Origin of the sequence: Marinobacter sp. UBA2688 (genome assembly GCF_002352785.1) — a bacterium.
GTDB classification, from domain to species: Bacteria; Pseudomonadota; Gammaproteobacteria; order Pseudomonadales; family Oleiphilaceae; genus Marinobacter; species Marinobacter salarius.
The window spans coordinates 73,889-88,864 of the sequence record NZ_DELU01000009.1 but is presented as its reverse complement, the minus strand read 5'-3'; the positions used below and the strand labels follow the sequence as shown (position 1 = coordinate 88,864).

16 protein-coding genes are annotated in these 14,976 nt (G+C 58.6%); 10 read left to right on the top strand and 6 right to left on the bottom strand.

What is annotated here, in order from left to right; translation table 11 throughout:
• Positions 1–11: 11 nt before the first annotated feature.
• Positions 12–554 (bottom strand): LPP20 family lipoprotein, encoded by a 543-nt coding sequence (locus B3M52_RS04330; protein ID WP_036208805.1) that lies wholly within the window; start codon positions 552–554, stop codon positions 12–14.
• 255 nt (positions 555–809) lie between these two features.
• On the opposite strand from B3M52_RS04330, the gene B3M52_RS04325 reads away from it, so the two are divergent.
• The 6 genes from B3M52_RS04325 to B3M52_RS04300 all read left to right on the top strand — a co-directional run bounded on the left by B3M52_RS04325 (position 810) and on the right by B3M52_RS04300 (position 6,531).
• Positions 810–2,069, top strand: a complete 1,260-nt coding sequence (locus B3M52_RS04325; protein ID WP_286748959.1) for a conjugal transfer protein TraF — start codon at positions 810–812, stop codon at positions 2,067–2,069.
• Between the two features lie 133 nt (positions 2,070–2,202).
• Positions 2,203–3,312 carry a multifunctional CCA tRNA nucleotidyl transferase/2'3'-cyclic phosphodiesterase/2'nucleotidase/phosphatase gene (locus B3M52_RS04320; protein ID WP_136634158.1) on the top strand — a complete coding sequence of 370 codons (1,110 nt, stop codon included), beginning with the start codon at positions 2,203–2,205 and terminating at the stop codon, positions 3,310–3,312.
• Positions 3,313–3,319: 7 nt separating this feature from the next.
• Complete coding sequence (locus tag B3M52_RS04315) at positions 3,320–4,066, top strand: pteridine reductase (protein ID WP_286748958.1); 747 nt, start codon at positions 3,320–3,322, stop codon at positions 4,064–4,066.
• Positions 4,067–4,156: 90 nt separating this feature from the next.
• The gene (locus B3M52_RS04310; protein ID WP_007153388.1) at positions 4,157–5,335 is read left to right on the top strand and encodes an acetyl-CoA C-acetyltransferase; all 1,179 of its coding nucleotides are present in this window, start codon (positions 4,157–4,159) and stop codon (positions 5,333–5,335) included.
• A gap of 7 nt (positions 5,336–5,342) precedes the next feature.
• On the top strand, positions 5,343–5,807 hold the full coding sequence (trmL, locus tag B3M52_RS04305; protein ID WP_036208783.1) for a tRNA (uridine(34)/cytosine(34)/5-carboxymethylaminomethyluridine(34)-2'-O)-methyltransferase TrmL: 465 nt from the start codon (positions 5,343–5,345) through the stop codon (positions 5,805–5,807).
• Entirely contained in the window at positions 5,785–6,531 is a 747-nt protein-coding gene (locus tag B3M52_RS04300; RefSeq protein WP_286748957.1) for a substrate-binding periplasmic protein, read from the top strand. The genes trmL and B3M52_RS04300 overlap by 23 nt, the downstream gene beginning before the upstream one ends.
• Positions 6,532–6,592: 61 nt before the next feature.
• Here B3M52_RS04300 and secB read toward each other — a convergent pair whose 3' ends face one another.
• Positions 6,593–7,093: a protein-export chaperone SecB gene (gene secB / locus B3M52_RS04295; RefSeq protein WP_007153391.1), complete on the bottom strand. Its 501-nt coding sequence runs from the start codon at positions 7,091–7,093 to the stop codon at positions 6,593–6,595.
• A 142-nt stretch (positions 7,094–7,235) separates the two neighbouring features.
• Complete coding sequence (locus tag B3M52_RS04290) at positions 7,236–7,652, bottom strand: rhodanese-like domain-containing protein (RefSeq protein WP_007153393.1); 417 nt, start codon at positions 7,650–7,652, stop codon at positions 7,236–7,238.
• Positions 7,653–7,813: 161 nt separating this feature from the next.
• On the opposite strand from B3M52_RS04290, the gene gpmM reads away from it, so the two are divergent.
• From gpmM to B3M52_RS04270, 4 genes are all read left to right on the top strand, one after another.
• Positions 7,814–9,361, top strand: a complete 1,548-nt coding sequence (gpmM, locus tag B3M52_RS04285; protein ID WP_036208777.1) for a 2,3-bisphosphoglycerate-independent phosphoglycerate mutase — start codon at positions 7,814–7,816, stop codon at positions 9,359–9,361.
• Between the two features lie 26 nt (positions 9,362–9,387).
• Positions 9,388–10,494, top strand: coding sequence for a murein hydrolase activator EnvC family protein (locus B3M52_RS04280; protein WP_036208774.1), 1,107 nt, complete (start codon positions 9,388–9,390; stop codon positions 10,492–10,494).
• 104 nt (positions 10,495–10,598) lie between these two features.
• The gene (locus B3M52_RS04275) at positions 10,599–11,999 is read left to right on the top strand and encodes a S41 family peptidase (RefSeq protein WP_036208773.1); all 1,401 of its coding nucleotides are present in this window, start codon (positions 10,599–10,601) and stop codon (positions 11,997–11,999) included.
• Positions 11,996–12,805, top strand: coding sequence for a divergent polysaccharide deacetylase family protein (locus B3M52_RS04270; RefSeq protein WP_075194386.1), 810 nt, complete (start codon positions 11,996–11,998; stop codon positions 12,803–12,805). The genes B3M52_RS04275 and B3M52_RS04270 overlap by 4 nt, the downstream gene beginning before the upstream one ends.
• A gap of 9 nt (positions 12,806–12,814) precedes the next feature.
• On the opposite strand, the gene hisF is transcribed toward B3M52_RS04270, so the two are convergent.
• The 3 genes from hisF to hisH are packed head-to-tail and all read right to left on the bottom strand — an operon-like array spanning position 12,815 to position 14,969.
• A complete protein-coding gene (gene hisF / locus B3M52_RS04265) occupies positions 12,815–13,588 on the bottom strand; it encodes an imidazole glycerol phosphate synthase subunit HisF (RefSeq protein ID WP_075194385.1) in 774 nt (257 codons plus the stop codon).
• 8 nt (positions 13,589–13,596) lie between these two features.
• Positions 13,597–14,334: a 1-(5-phosphoribosyl)-5-[(5-phosphoribosylamino)methylideneamino]imidazole-4-carboxamide isomerase gene (gene hisA, locus B3M52_RS04260; protein ID WP_036208766.1), complete on the bottom strand. Its 738-nt coding sequence runs from the start codon at positions 14,332–14,334 to the stop codon at positions 13,597–13,599.
• Complete coding sequence (gene hisH, locus B3M52_RS04255; protein WP_085679168.1) at positions 14,328–14,969, bottom strand: imidazole glycerol phosphate synthase subunit HisH; 642 nt, start codon at positions 14,967–14,969, stop codon at positions 14,328–14,330. Before hisH ends, hisA begins: the two co-directional genes overlap by 7 nt.
• Positions 14,970–14,976: the final 7 nt, after the last annotated feature.

Sequence of the window (14,976 nt, the reverse complement as noted above, 5' to 3'; positions counted from 1 at the left end):
AAATCGTTCTCTTATTCGAGGTAGTAGAGGGAATCAACGCCCCGGCTCTGGAAATCTCCGGTGCTGTCATTGCCTCTGGGCATCGGAATTGGGCACAGGTCCTGCACTTCCCGATCGGTTACGCGGGAAACACAGGCACGGAACCTGGGCTCCAGCTTGAGTTCCATAACGGTTTCCACCACGCCGTCACTGTGTTCATTCACGGCAACCATTTTGGCGCCACGGATGTAGCTATCAACGTAGGTGCGGAACATATCGTTCTGCAATACGAAATCGTTAACCGTTGAGCTGCCGTAGATCACGGTGCCATAAACCCGTTCCGCCAGGTTGCGATAGGCATCCAACTGGGACGCACGCCGGGCAAGCAGGCGCTTACGCGTGTTCAGACGATCTTTCGACACTTGCTCATAGGTTCCGAAGCCGCTAACCCTCACCGTAATCGGGTCCAGTTCGGTCTGCTGCCGGTCGGCACTGGCGTTCCGGTGCTGGCCCACGGGGGCGCAGCCGATCATTGTTACCACCAGCGCAGGTATCAGTATCCGCCGCAGGGTCATGTTGGTTCTCCGCAAAAAACATCTGTTCACTGCCCTTATGAAAAATTCACGCCAACCTTTGTAACCGACTGAATTCCATAATTTCATCTCCCACCGGGCCCGCCACACAGAAACCAGGCGGCAAAAAACTACCGCTATTTACAGTAAAAAAACAAACCGTTACCGCATCACCGGTGAGTCACGGTGGCAACTGAATTAACCTGAACTGAATGTCATTTTTAAATTAGCAGTATCATCGCTTCATCAGGACACACCATGACCCCATATCGTCTGACCAAGCTATCACTGGCCATCGGCCTTTCCATCGCCACCACCTCCGCCATCGCGAGCCCGCAGGCGTTCATGTCGTCACGCTCCTTCGCCATGGGCGGCACCGGTGTTGCCGTCGCCCATCCGGCTGCGGCGGGCGCCACCAATCCGGCGATGATGGCTGCAGACCACCATGAATGGTCCAACGATTTTGGTCTGATGCTGCCCTCCGTCAACGCCCGCTTTGCGGACGAAGAGGAAACCGTTGATCAGATCGACGATATTCAAGACACGATTGATCGCTTCCAGGAACTGGATAAGACGTCCAACCCGCAAGATGCCCGCCAAGCCGCCGGTGACCTGAGACGCCAGCTCAATGACTTTGACCGCGACACCGTCCGGATTGACGGCGGCCTGGGAATCGCCCTGGCCGTGCCCACCGAGTCTTTTGCCGTCGGCTTTTTCACCAACGGCAACGTTCGCGCCACCGTCCGCGGGGAGTTCGACGAGGACGACGAGCAGTTTCTGGCCGACCTGGAAACGGCAACCATCCCGGAACTAATTGCCGCCGATCTCGACCGCGACCTGGAGTCCCGCGGCCGCATCCTGGCCTCTGCCGTTGCCGAAGTAGGTCTTTCCATCGCCACTTCCATAGAGCTTCAGGACAGCTCACGTCTGCAACTCGGCGTATCGCCAAAATACGTTCAACTGCGCACCTTCCAATACACCGAAACCGTCTCCGGGTTTGAGGACGACGAGTTCGACAGCGACGAATACCAGACCGACAAGAGCGGGTTCAACCTGGACGTGGGCGCCGCCTACGCTTTCGGATCCCGCAACCAGTGGAATGCCGGCATTGCGGTCAAGAACCTGATCCCGATGGAGCTGGACTCTGCAGCCAGCCGCCCAGACGAGGAAAAGCGCACTCTGGAACTTGAGCCGATGGTAACTGCGGGCATCGCCCATAAAGGCGACTTCCACGTGCTGACCGCAGAAGTGGACCTGACGGAAAAGAAAGCCTTCGGCTATGAGGATGACACCCAGTGGGTTGCTCTCGGCGCGGAGTTCGACGCTTTCCGCTACGCGCAACTTCGCTTCGGCGTGCGCCAGAACCTGGCCAGCAATGACGACAACGATGGCATCGAGGAAGACACCCAGTTTACGGCCGGTATCGGCCTGTCGCCCTTCGGTGCCCGCCTCGATATCGGCGGCCTGATCAGCGATGCCGATCTGGGCGCGGCGATTGAGTTCGGCGCTGCGTTCTAAGCCTGTTGTATAGAAGCAGTCCACCAAGCCCGGTTTGATACCGGGCTTTTTTTGTGGCCAACCGGTTTGCCTGTGGCCAGCCTTGCCGGGATAATCCCCAGAGCAACATCCCTCAAGGAGCAGAACCCAATCCATGAAAACCTATCTGGTGGGCGGAGCCGTCCGTGATGAACTTCTTGGTCTGCCGGTCAAAGACCGGGACTGGGTGGTCACCGGTGCAACTCCGGAAGACATGTTGCGAAAGGGCTTCAAGCAGGTAGGCGCGGATTTTCCGGTATTCCTTCACCCAGACACCCGGGAGGAGTACGCATTAGCACGAACGGAACGAAAGCAGGGGCGAGGCTACCACGGGTTTACCGTGTACAGTGCCCCGGACGTGCCCCTTGAGGACGATCTGAAGCGCCGTGACCTGACCATCAACGCCATGGCAAAGTCCACCGCAGGTGAAATTGTCGACCCCTTCCACGGCCGCCAGGACCTGCAGGATCACAAACTACGCCACGTTTCCGAGGCCTTCGCCGAGGACCCGCTGCGCATACTGCGCACCGCACGCTTTGCTGCCCGCCTGCAGCCCCAGGGATTCACCATTGCCGAACCCACCATGGCGCTGATGCGGCAGATGGTGGACCAGGGCGAGGTCGGCGACCTGGTGCCGGAGCGGGTATGGCAGGAAATCCAGCGAGCGTTGCATGAGCAGGAACCCGGCACCTTTTTCGAAGTCCTGCGTGAATGCGGCGCACTGGCCGTCCTTATACCGGAGCTTGAGCCACTCGAGGCGTTTTCAGGCGCCATCGGCGCCTTGCGCCGTGCCCACGAAAGCAGCGATGATACGAGTGTCCGCTTCGCCGCGCTGCTTTCCCCCCTGGCGCCAGCCGAAGCCCGGAATCGAGCCAGGGCACTGAAAGCCCCCAACGACTGCCAGGATCTCACCCGCCTCATCACCGACGTGATACCAAAGATCCACACCATGACGTCTCACGACGCCGACCTGTTGCTGGACATGCTGGATGGAGCAGACGTGTGGCGTCGGGCAGACCGATTTTCCGGCCTATTGGTTGCTCTGAAATGCGCGCTGCCGGAGCCAGAACGGCACAGGGTGGATTGGCTGGAATCCGCGCAACACGCCGCCACCGGGGTACAGGCGAAAACCCTGATGGAACAGGGGTTTCGTGGAAAAGAACTGGGTGAAGCAATCCGCAAAGAGCGGTTACGGCGTATCCTCGCATTCCTCAACAAAGAGTAGACACGCGATGGCATCCTCAACACCTGTAGTGCTCATTACCGGCGCAGCGCATCGGCTTGGCTCCCATACCGCCAGACATCTTCACCAACGCGGCTGGAACCTGGTCATTCATTACCGTTCGCGGGAGGCGGACGCAAACGCCCTTCGTGACGAGCTCAACAGCATCCGGCAGGAATCGGCGGTTGCCATCCAGGCCGATCTTGCCGCCCCGGATCAGACAGAACTGCTGGCCCGCAAGGCAATTTCCACCTGGGGTCGGCTTGATGGCCTGGTGAACAACGCCTCGGTGTTCTACCCGAACCCTACACAGGACGCCAGCCCAGGTGACTGGGACGCGATCATGAACACCAACCTGCGGGCGCCTTTTTTTCTCGGCCAGGCCTGCCTGCCAGCGTTGAAACTGTCACAGGGCGCCATCGTGAATCTTATCGACATCTACAGCCAACGGCCGCTGGCCGACCATCCACTATACTGCGCCAGCAAGTCCGGGCTCGCTTCACTGACCCTGTCCTGGGCGAAGGACCTGGCACCGGAGGTACGTGTAAATGGGGTTTCACCAGGCGCGATCCTTTGGCCAGAGGGTGACGCGGCGATCGACGAAGGTTACCAGCAAAGTATACTGGCCAAGACGCCCCTGGCCCGCACCGGCAAGCCGGAGGACATTGCTGGCGCCATCGCCTTCCTGCTGTGCGACGCCCCGTTTGTCACCGGCCAGATCCTCGCGGTGGATGGCGGACGCAGCCTCAATATGTAAAACCATCGCAGTTGCCTGCTTTGGCCCACTCTCGCTTTCCGATACAATGAAGCCAGCTTTTAAAATCTGCGTGCAAACCGGAGAGACTCCATGCGTGATGTAGTTATCGTAGCCGCCAAACGTACCGCCGTCGGCAGCTTCGGCGGCGGGCTGTCCAGCCTGAGTGCCGATAAGCTGGGCAGCGCCGTTATCAAAGCCCTGCTTGAAGAAACCGGTGTTGCTGCCGATCAGGTCAACGAAGTGGTCCTTGGCCAGGTTCTGACGGCCGGTTGCGGACAGAATCCGGCACGCCAGGCGTCCATCAACGCCGGCATCCCCGCCTCTGTACCGGCAATGACGATCAACAAGGTATGTGGCTCGGGACTGAAGGCGGTGCACATGGCGGTCCAGGCCATTCGCTGCGGCGATGCCGAGCTGATGATTGCCGGTGGTCAGGAGAGCATGAGCCAGGCTCCCCACGTGCTGCCCAACAGCCGCAACGGCCAGCGCATGGGTAACTGGAACATGGTGGACACCATGATTTCCGATGGCCTTTGGGACGCCTTTAACGACTACCACATGGGCGTCACCGCAGAAAACATCGTGGAGAAGTACGGCATCACCCGTGAAGAACAGGACGAGTTTGCTGCCGCGTCCCAACAGAAGGCGGCCGCCGCGATCGACGCTGGCTACTTCGAAAGCCAGATTGTTCCCATCACTATTCCTCAGCGCAAGGGCGATCCACTGATCGTCAACACGGACGAGAACCCGCGCGCTGGCGTAACCGCGGACAGCCTGGGCAAGCTTCGTGGCGCGTTCAAAAAGGATGGAACCGTCACCGCCGGCAATGCGTCTTCCCTTAACGACGGCGCGGCGGCCGTCATCGTGTGCAGCGCCGACAAGGCCAAGGAACTTGGGCTTGAGCCTCTGGCCACTATCAGGGCTCATGCCAATGCCGGTGTCGACCCGGCCATTATGGGCACCGGCCCGATCCCTGCTAGCCAGCGCTGCCTGAAACTGGCCGGTTGGTCGGTGGACGATCTGGATCTGGTGGAAGCGAACGAAGCCTTCGCCGCCCAGGCCATTTCCGTTAATCGGGACCTGGGATGGGATACCGCGAAGGTCAATGTGAACGGTGGTGCTATCGCACTGGGCCATCCAATCGGGGCTTCCGGTTGCCGGATCCTGGTCAGCCTGCTGCACGAGATGGCTCGCCGGGATGCAAAGAAGGGGCTTGCCACCCTGTGCATTGGCGGCGGCATGGGTGTTGCCCTCGCCGTGGAGCGTTGATCACAGGATGTTGAACGTGGTGCTGTTCGAGCCGGAGATACCGCCGAATACCGGCAATATCATCCGGCTCTGCGCCAACACCGGCTGCCGGCTGCATCTGATTGAACCCCTGGGTTTTACCCTGGAAGACAAACAGATGCGCAGGGCAGGCCTGGATTACAGTGAATACGCAACGGTAACGGTACACTCCGACTACCAGGCCTTTTTGGAGAGTGAGCAACCTTCAAGGCTTTTCGGGCTGACCACCAAAGGTAGCCGCGGCTATCATGATGTCGAATACCAGAATGGTGACTATCTGATGTTCGGCCCCGAAACCCGCGGGCTGCCACAGGACATCCGAGAGGCGATGCCGGAGCACCATCGCCTGAGAGTGCCCATGCGACCGGAAAGTCGCAGCCTTAACCTATCCAACACGGTAGCACTGGTGGTTTATGAAGCGTGGAGGCAATTTGGATTTGAAGGGTCGCAGTAACCCTCGCCACAGCGGATGGCCCATTATTGCCGTTTTGCTCATGCTGACTACCTGCAACGCCTGGCCCAATAATAATACGCAGGCTACCCGTGTTATCACCACGCCCTCGACAACGTCAGAAGTGTCTGTGGTCCTTGGCAAACAGATCATCAGAAAGCTCTATGACAGCTGCGGGCTGGACATAAGATATCTGGATGTCCCGGCCGCACGGGCCGTGCTTATGGCAGAGAAAGGCCAGTCAGACGGCGAGCTTGCCCGAATCCCGATGGCCGTCAATGACAATGCTCCGTTGCTACCGCTGGCGACGCCCATCCAGGAGGCGCGCCTGGTTTCGGTGGCTCTCAACGGCAAGGCCCGCGATTCAAAGGCCTCTTTGAAGGGAAAACGGATTGGTTTCCTCAATGGCTATCGAATGATCGCGCGGGTGCTGCCCGAGGATGCGACACAGGTAGCCACCAGCGACACCTTTCAATTGATCGATCTGCTCGAACGAGGCCGTATCGACGTGGCACTGACCCTGGAGTGGGACGCCCTGGCCGCCAAACGCAAGAACCCAAACCTGTCCATTGGCGAGCCACTGCTGCAAGCCCCCCTCTATCACTGGGTTCATGAATCCCGAAAAGACGATATCCCTTGCCTGTCCCGGACGCTGGAGTCCATGAAGGCATCCGGCGAGATCGACCAGATAATCAGTGACGGTATCGGGCAGGAAATCGCCCAATAAAAAAACCCCGCGAACCTGAACCGTTGGCGGGGTTTTTTCTGGCGCTTGTGACGAGAGCGTATCAGTGAGTCTGCTCTTCCTTCGCTTCCCCTGACGCCTCTTCCTGCTTGCGCTTCAATGCCTGTGCATAGATGGCATCAAAGTTAACCGGTGCCAGCATCAGCGCCGGGAAGCTACCCCGACCGACCACGCCGTCAATGGCTTCCCGAGCGTAGGGGAACAGGATGTTGGGGCAATAGGCACCCAGCATCTGACCAAGCTGTGGGCCTTCAATACCTTTCACCAGGAAAACGCCCGCCTGCTGAATCTCGACGATGTAAGCCACTTTTTCATCGACTTTCGCGGTCACAGTCAGAGACAGGACCACTTCGTACTGGTTATCGCTGATCTTGTTGTGGGAGGTGTTCAGATCCAGATTAACCTGAGGTTTCCACTGGTCCTGAAAAACCGTCGGGGAATTCGGCGACTCGAACGACAGATCCTTCACATAGATACGCTGGAGCGCGAACTGTGGTTGATTCTGGTTTTCGTTGCCTGCTGCGGCCTGCTCATTTTCAGCCATGTTCAATCCTTTCATTCTCGATAAGGGGCAACCAGGGCCCGTTGTTATGTCAGTGCTGCCGGAACAGTGTAATGCCTGGCTCCGCCGGCCGATGTGAAACAGTGCGACAGTTTACCGTTCAGTTCAAGGCCTGGCAGGGCCGTTACTTCTTCACCAACGGCAGATTGCTGCCTTTCCAGTCCGCAACGCCACCGTTGAGGCGAACCACATTGGCGTAGCCTTCCGCATTCAACTGCTTGACCGCCATGGCGGAATGCTGACCCATCTTGTCAGCCACAATAATCTGCTTGTCCTTGAACTTCTTCAGTTCCGACGCACGACTTTTGATACTATTAAGGGGAATATTGATTGAACCGGTTATCCGGCCCTCGTTAAAATCTTTGCGATCACGGATATCGACGACGACAGCTTCGTCGCGGTTAATCAGATTCACGGCTCCCTGCGCAGAGATTTTCTTGCCGCCACGGCGAGACTCGAGCACCAATATGGCCAGCAGGAAAGCGACAAACAGAGATACCAGAATGTAATGGTTAACCGCGAACTCGAACACCCTTTCCATGAAAACACCTTGCTGAATAGTTTGTGGCGGGATTATACACACCCTTCCCCAAGGACAGAAGGTGACCAGGCCGAAGGTGACGCCACTGGCCGGAGGGTGCGAAAATGTTTAGAATCAATGTTCGTTTTAGTAAATTTACCAAACTACCATCGGATTAAGTGATGACTGCCACGCGTAAGCCTACCGCACTGATCATTCTTGATGGCTGGGGCCACCGTGACCCGGCTGAAGACAACGCCATCAGCAATGCCAACACCCCGTGTTGGGATAAGCTCTGGGAAAATCAGCCGAAAACACTCATCAACACCTCCGGCATGTTTGTCGGCCTGCCCCAGGGACAGATGGGTAATTCCGAGGTTGGGCACATGAACCTGGGCGCTGGCCGGGTGGTTTATCAGAGCCTGACACGCATCGACAAAGATGTAGAAGAAGGTAGTTTTACGGAAAATTCCGTACTTTGCGCCGCCATTGATAAAGCCGTTAGCAGCAACCGTGCTGTGCACCTGATGGGCCTGCTTTCCCCCGGCGGCGTTCACAGCCATGAAGACCACGTACTGGCGGCCGCTGAAATGGCAGCCAAGCGCGGCGCAAAGGAAGTCTATATCCACGCCTTCCTCGATGGCCGCGACATGCCTCCCCGCAGTGCAAAAGCGTCACTGGAAAAAGCTGCCACCAAACTCAAGCACTTGGGCGTGGGCCGGGTGGCCTCCATTGTTGGCCGCTACTACGCCATGGACCGCGACAATCGCTGGGACCGCGTGGAAGAAGCCTACAACGTTATGACCCTGGGCGAAGCAGAATTCACTTCAGCTGATCCGGTGTCCGCGCTGGAGCAAGCCTACGAGCGCGGCGAGAACGACGAGTTTGTAAAGGCCACCCGTATCATGGCCAGCGGCGATAACGAAGGCACCATCAACGACGGTGACACCGTTATATTCATGAACTTCCGCGCTGATCGCGCCCGCGAGATGACACGCTGCTTCGTGGAAAAGGACTTCGACGGTTTTGAACGTCGCAAGCATCCGGAACTGGCTGACTTCGTCATGCTGACCGAGTACGCAGCCGACATTAACACCTCGTGCGCTTATCCCCCGGAGCAGTTGACCAATGGTCTGGGCGAGTATGTGGCCAACCTCGGCAAAACCCAGCTGCGGATTTCCGAAACCGAGAAGTACGCACACGTTACCTTCTTCTTTAACGGCGGTCTCGAAACACCGTTTGAAGGTGAGGACCGAATCCTGGTTCCTTCGCCCAAAGTGGCGACTTACGACCTGCAACCGGAAATGAGTGCGCCCGAGGTCACTGACAAGCTGGTCGAGGCAATCAAGAGCGGGAAATACGACCTGGTTGTCTGTAACTATGCCAATGGCGACATGGTGGGCCACACCGGCAAGCTGGATGCCGCCATCAAGGCCGCGGAATGCATCGACCAGTGCGTAGCCCGTATTACCGAAGCCTTGCAGGAAGTGGGTGGTGAAGCATTGATCACCGCTGACCACGGCAACTGCGAGCAGATGACCGACCCCAATTCCGGCCAGGTACACACGGCCCACACGATCGGCCCCGTGCCGCTTATCTACGTTGGCCCACGCAAGGTCAACCTCAGGGACGACGGTAGCCTCAGCGACGTGGCGCCCACCCTGCTGAGCCTGATGAGCCTGGAACAACCGGCTGAAATGACCGGGCACAGCCTGGTGGAGATCGGTTGAGTCTGCGTCTTTGGCTGGCGGTGGCGATGCTTGCAGTCGTCACGCCAGCACTGGCGGAGCAACAGGTCACACCTGGCCAGATAGAAGATCTCAAGGAAGAGATTGCCGATATTGATGAGTGGCTTGCCGACGCCGAGGAAGACCGTTCCTCGCTGGAGCAACAGCTCTCCGGGCTCGAACAGGAAATAGGCCGGCTCACCCGCGAACGCCGGGAGCTCCGCCAGCAGGCACGGGAACAGCAACTGCGCCTGACCGAGCTCGGCAAGGAAGAGACCGAACTCACCCGCGTGCTGGAAAGCCAGCGCGACAGCCTGAAGAAACAGATCCGCGCCGCCTGGATGGAAGGCGACGCGCCCGCCGTCAAAGTCCTGCTCAACGAGATCGACCCGGACAAGGTCGCCCGCACGATGACCTACTACGAGTACCTCAGCCGGGACACCATTGACCGCCTCGAGGCGTTCGCTGCCAATCTCCGGCAATTGAAAGAAACGCAGAAGCAGGTCAAGGCTGGGCGGATGCGGCTGGCAGAACTGGAAGAGAATGTCGCCGACCGCCAACAAAAGCTGAGCAGCAGCAAAAAGGAACGGGAACAGACCCTGGCGGCCCTGAAAACCGACATCAGCAATCGACTGAGCGAACGCGAGGAACTGGAAGAGGATCGCAAGCGCCTGGAAAAACTGCTGCGGGAGGTCGAAGAGGCCATCGCCAACATCCCCACGCCCAATGAGTCAGATCCGTTCGGATCACTCAAGAACAAACTGCCGTGGCCGGCGGAAGGCAAAATCGTCCGCAACTTCGGAGACAGCTACGCCAGCGGAAAACTCAAGCACAACGGACTGCTGATCAACACCGCCGAGGAAGGCGACGTAAAAGCCGTTCACTATGGCCGCGTTGTTTTCGCCAACTGGCTGCGCGGGTTTGGCCTGATCACCATCCTCGACCACGGCGACGGCTACATGACGCTCTACGGCCACAGCAGTAGTCTGTTCACCAGCCCCGGAGACTGGGTTGAAGCGGGCGAGGCAATTGCCCAGGCTGGCCGAACCGGCGGGACCAATGACCCCGCGGTGTATTTTGAGGTCCGCCACAATGGAAAACCGGACAATCCCCGACGCTGGCTCGGCAACCGCTGAACGGGTTCACGCTACCCCAAAGGCTGACAAATCAGCCCGGTAACGCCATACTGTCCGGCAATACTTGGGAACAACCAGTCATCGGATTAACACAGGACATGTGAATGAGACGGGTAAGAAGTCTACACCACGCCAGCACACGCGCACTCGCCCTTGCCACCTGCTTAACCGTTCTGCCCGGCCTTATTCATGCCCAGGAAGCCGATGAAGAAACCCGACGCCTGCTGGAAGGCATCCAGCACGGTGAGCAGGTGGAAATACAGCTGCCCGATCCGGAAGAACAGCTGCCACTGGACGACCTTCGCAAATTCGCTGAAGTGTTTGGCCGAATCAAGGACGCCTATGTGGAAGAGGTGGACGACCGCCAGCTCCTCGAAAGCGCGATCAAAGGCATGTTATCTGACCTGGACCCGCACTCCACCTATCTGGCCCCGAAAGACTACGAACAGCTCGAAGAGAGCACCTCCGGCGAGTTTGGCGGCCTGGGCATCGAAGTAGGCATGGAAGATGGCTTCGTAAAAGTTATCTCTCCCATCGATGACACCCCTGCTCAGAAGGCCGGTGTACAGGCGGGCGACCTGATCATCAAACTGGGTGACCAGCCGGTGAAAGGCATGTCGCTGGAAGAAGCCGTTAAACTGATGCGCGGCAAGCCAGGAACCGTCCTCACCCTGACCATTATGCGTGAGGGAGAATCAGCGCCGATCGAGATTGATGTGAAACGCGACATCATCAAGGTCACCAGCATCAAATCCCGCATCATCGAGAACGGCTATGGCTACGTCCGCATAACTCAGTTCCAGGCGGATACCGGCACGCAGTTCACCAAGGCACTGGAAGCCTTGGAGAAAGAACATGGCAGCGACCTGGACGGCCTGGTGATTGACCTGCGCAACAACCCCGGCGGCATTCTCCAGGCGGCGGTTGAAGCGGCCGATGCCCTGCTGGATAGCGGCTTGATCGTCTACACGGAAGGCCGCATCCAGAGCTCGCGCCTGCGCTTCAATGCCAAACCCGGAGATGTGATGCCGGATACGCCCATTGTTGTTCTGATTAACGGCGGCTCAGCCTCTGCATCCGAGATTCTTGCGGGCGCGCTTCAGGATCACCAGCGTGCCGTGGTCATGGGCACCCAGTCGTTCGGCAAAGGCAGCGTGCAAACTGTCATCCCCCTGGATGAGACTCACGCCATCAAGATGACCACCGCCCGCTATTACACCCCGGATGGGCGCTCCATCCAGGCCAAGGGGATCAAACCGGATATTGAAGTGAAGCCGGCGCAGCTGACTGAGCTCGACAGTCAGCCGTTCTTTACCGAGGCGGATCTCAGCGGCCACCTTGAGGGGCAGGATGAGGGGCAGCAGGAAGAACCGCAAAAGCAGGAGGACGCACAAAGCACGTCGCCGGCGAACAAGGACTTCCAGCTACGCTCTGCACTGAACCTGCTGAAAGGCATGAGCATTCTCAACAAGCGTAACAAGCCGACACAGGAAAGCGCGGATTGAAAGTTCTAGCAACACTGATTGCCGCCCTTTTGGCCACCTCCCCGGTTGTTGCCGGGGAGCATGAGGGGCAACTCCCGCCCACTATCGCCATCATCATCGATGACATGGGACATAACCTGGTGGAAGGTGAGCGACTGATCGCCCTGGATCAGCCCATCACCCTGGCTTTCCTGCCCTACCGCAGATACACCACCAGACTGGCGGAGTTGGCCCACCAAAAGCACAAGGAAATCATGCTGCATGCGCCAATGGCCAATACCCGTAACATCGGCCTTGGGCCCGGCGGCCTGAACCCGGATATGGACCAGAACAGCATAGCCACTACCTTGCGGCGAGCACTCCAGTCCATTCCCCATGTGCAGGGCGTGAACAACCATATGGGCAGCCTGCTAACTCAACAACTTCAGCCGATGGACTGGGTGATGTCTGAACTCGATCACTACCCGGTCTATTTCGTGGACAGCCGCACCATCGCTTCCTCCATTGCGGGCGAAGTCGCAGCCGCTTACCGCATACCCACCCTCACCCGCGACGTGTTCCTGGATCACGAGCAAACCGAGGAATTCGTGGATCAGCAGTTCGAGCTTCTTATCAAGCGGGCAAAGGAAAACGGCAGCGCCATCGGCATTGGCCATCCTCACAAGGTAACGGTGGACTATCTAGAGAAACGTCTGCCAGAGCTGGACGAGCAGGGAATTGCCGTAGCGACCGTCAGCGGCGTATGGGCCATGAGAAATGGCAACCGGCCAATGTTTGCGGAAGGGGAGAAGCGGGCGATTCGGCCCGCGCTGGCGAAGCAGGAATGAGGCCCGACCTCAATCCCGCACCACAATCCCCTGGGCCTTCATGAATGCCTTTGCTTCGGGAATCGTATGCTGACCGAAGTGAAAGATGGACGCCGCCAGCACGGCATCCGCGCGACCTTCGGTCACACCGTCTGCCAGATGCTGCAGCTCGCCCACTCCCCCTGAAGCAATGACCGGTACCGATACAGCGTCGCTGATGGCACGGGTCAACCCCAGGTCGAATCCGATTTTGGTGCCGTCCCGGTCCATGCTGGTCAGCAGCAACTCGCCGGCACCCATCGCGGTCATCTTGCGAGCCCACTCAACCGCATCCAGCCCTGTCGGCTTGCGCCCACCGTGGGTGAAAATCTCCCACCGGGGCTCCTCTCCTTCACCACTGACACGCTTGGCATCAATGGCGACAACGATACACTGACTGCCAAAACGGTCGGCGGCCTCACGCACGAAGTCCGGATTGAATACCGCCGCAGTATTGATTGACACCTTGTCCGCGCCCGCATTCAGGAGCTTGCGGATGTCCTCAACGGTGCGCACGCCGCCACCCACCGTCAGCGGGATAAACACTTCAGCCGCCATGCGCTCCACAGTTTCATAGGTGGTATCGCGGCTTTCGTGACTGGCGGTGATGTCCAGGAAGGTGATTTCGTCGGCGCCCTGTTCGTTGTACTTGCGGGCCACTTCCACCGGGTCACCGGCATCGCGGATATCGACGAAGTTCACGCCTTTTACAACGCGGCCTTTATCGACATCCAGGCAGGGAATGATGCGTTTTGCCAGAGCCATAATTCGTGTTACCCCTTCAGGCTGTCGCAGAAGGCCTGGGCCTCGGCCACATCCAGGGTGCCTTCATAGATGGCTCGGCCGGTAATCGCACCGAGGATGCCCTTGTCAGCCACGGTAGCAAGGCGCTTGAGATCGTCCATGTTGGTAACGCCGCCAGAAGCGATCACGGGAATGCCGCCTTCTTCCGCCAGTGCCGCGGTGGCTTCCACGTTCACGCCCTGCATCATGCCGTCGCGGCTGATGTCGGTGTAAACAATGGACTCGACACCGTCGTTGGCAAAACGTTTCGCCAGGTCGGTCGCCATGACTTCAGACACTTCCGCCCAGCCGTCAGTGGCAACGCGGCCGTCTTTGGCGTCAAGGCCCACGATAATGTGGCCGGGAAAGCGCTTGCACATCTCGGTGACGAATTCCGGTTCTTTCACCGCCTTGGTACCAATAATGACCCACTGTACGCCGGCTTTCAGATAGGCCTCGATGGTTTCCGCCGAACGAATACCGCCGCCAATCTGGATGGGCAAATCCGGGTATTTGCGAGCGATGGCCTGGACGATTTCGCCGTTGACGGGTTCACCGGCGAAGGCGCCATTCAGGTCCACCAGATGCAGGCGGCGGGCGCCAGCATCCACCCAGCGGGTTGCCATATCAACAGGATCGTCACCGAAAACGGTGGAGTCGTCCATACGGCCCTGGCGCAGTCTTACGCATTTGCCGTCTTTAAGATCTATGGCCGGGATGATCAGCATGTTCCAGTCCAGTTGGTAAAGTTTTTCAGTAACTGCAGCCCCGCCCGAGCGCTTTTTTCAGGGTGGAACTGCACCGCAAAGATGTTGTCTCTCGCCACTGCTGCTGCCAGGTCAACGCCGTAATGGGTACGGCCGGCAATATCCGGGTTGCCCTCGGCTTCAGCGTAGTAGCTGTGCACGAAATAGAAGCGGTCGCCGTCGGGAATATCGTGCCAAAGCGGGTGATCCATGGTCTGGTGCACTTCGTTCCAGCCCATATGAGGCACTTTCAGACGTTCGCCGTTCTCGGTGAGATTGTCACCGAAGAAGCGCACCTCCGACTGGAACAGGTCGATACAATCCACCCAGCCGTTTTCCTCGCTGCGGGACATCAGCGCCTGCATGCCTACGCAAATGCCGAGCAACGGACGGTCAGCGGAGACTTCCCGCACCAACTCATCAATTCCCAGGCGGCGGATTTCCGCCATGCAGTCGCGGATGGCACCCACGCCAGGGAGGATCACCCGGTCCGCGCTGCGGATCTGCTCGGCGTTGTCGGTGACCAGAACACGGGTATCCGGTGCAACGTGCTCCACCGCTTTGCTGACGGAATGAAGGTTACCCATGCCGTAGTCGATAATGGCAACGGTTTTCATGCGAAGA

Bases quoted from the DNA above. Each gene is read 5' to 3' on its own strand.
- B3M52_RS04330 (WP_036208805.1), bottom strand. From the start codon at position 554: ATGACCCTGCGGCGGATACTGATACCTGCGCTGGTGGTAACAATGATC.
- B3M52_RS04325 (WP_286748959.1), top strand. From the start codon at position 810: ATGACCCCATATCGTCTGACCAAGCTATCACTGGCCATCGGCCTTTCC.
- B3M52_RS04320 (WP_136634158.1), top strand. From the start codon at position 2,203: ATGAAAACCTATCTGGTGGGCGGAGCCGTCCGTGATGAACTTCTTGGT.
- B3M52_RS04315 (WP_286748958.1), top strand. From the start codon at position 3,320: ATGGCATCCTCAACACCTGTAGTGCTCATTACCGGCGCAGCGCATCGG.
- B3M52_RS04310 (WP_007153388.1), top strand. From the start codon at position 4,157: ATGCGTGATGTAGTTATCGTAGCCGCCAAACGTACCGCCGTCGGCAGC.
- trmL (WP_036208783.1), top strand. From the start codon at position 5,343: ATGTTGAACGTGGTGCTGTTCGAGCCGGAGATACCGCCGAATACCGGC.
- secB (WP_007153391.1), bottom strand. From the start codon at position 7,093: ATGGCTGAAAATGAGCAGGCCGCAGCAGGCAACGAAAACCAGAATCAA.
- B3M52_RS04290 (WP_007153393.1), bottom strand. From the start codon at position 7,652: ATGGAAAGGGTGTTCGAGTTCGCGGTTAACCATTACATTCTGGTATCT.
- gpmM (WP_036208777.1), top strand. From the start codon at position 7,814: ATGACTGCCACGCGTAAGCCTACCGCACTGATCATTCTTGATGGCTGG.
- B3M52_RS04280 (WP_036208774.1), top strand. From the start codon at position 9,388: ATGCTTGCAGTCGTCACGCCAGCACTGGCGGAGCAACAGGTCACACCT.
- B3M52_RS04275 (WP_036208773.1), top strand. From the start codon at position 10,599: ATGAGACGGGTAAGAAGTCTACACCACGCCAGCACACGCGCACTCGCC.
- hisF (WP_075194385.1), bottom strand. From the start codon at position 13,588: ATGGCTCTGGCAAAACGCATCATTCCCTGCCTGGATGTCGATAAAGGC.
- hisA (WP_036208766.1), bottom strand. From the start codon at position 14,334: ATGCTGATCATCCCGGCCATAGATCTTAAAGACGGCAAATGCGTAAGA.
- hisH (WP_085679168.1), bottom strand. From the start codon at position 14,969: ATGAAAACCGTTGCCATTATCGACTACGGCATGGGTAACCTTCATTCC.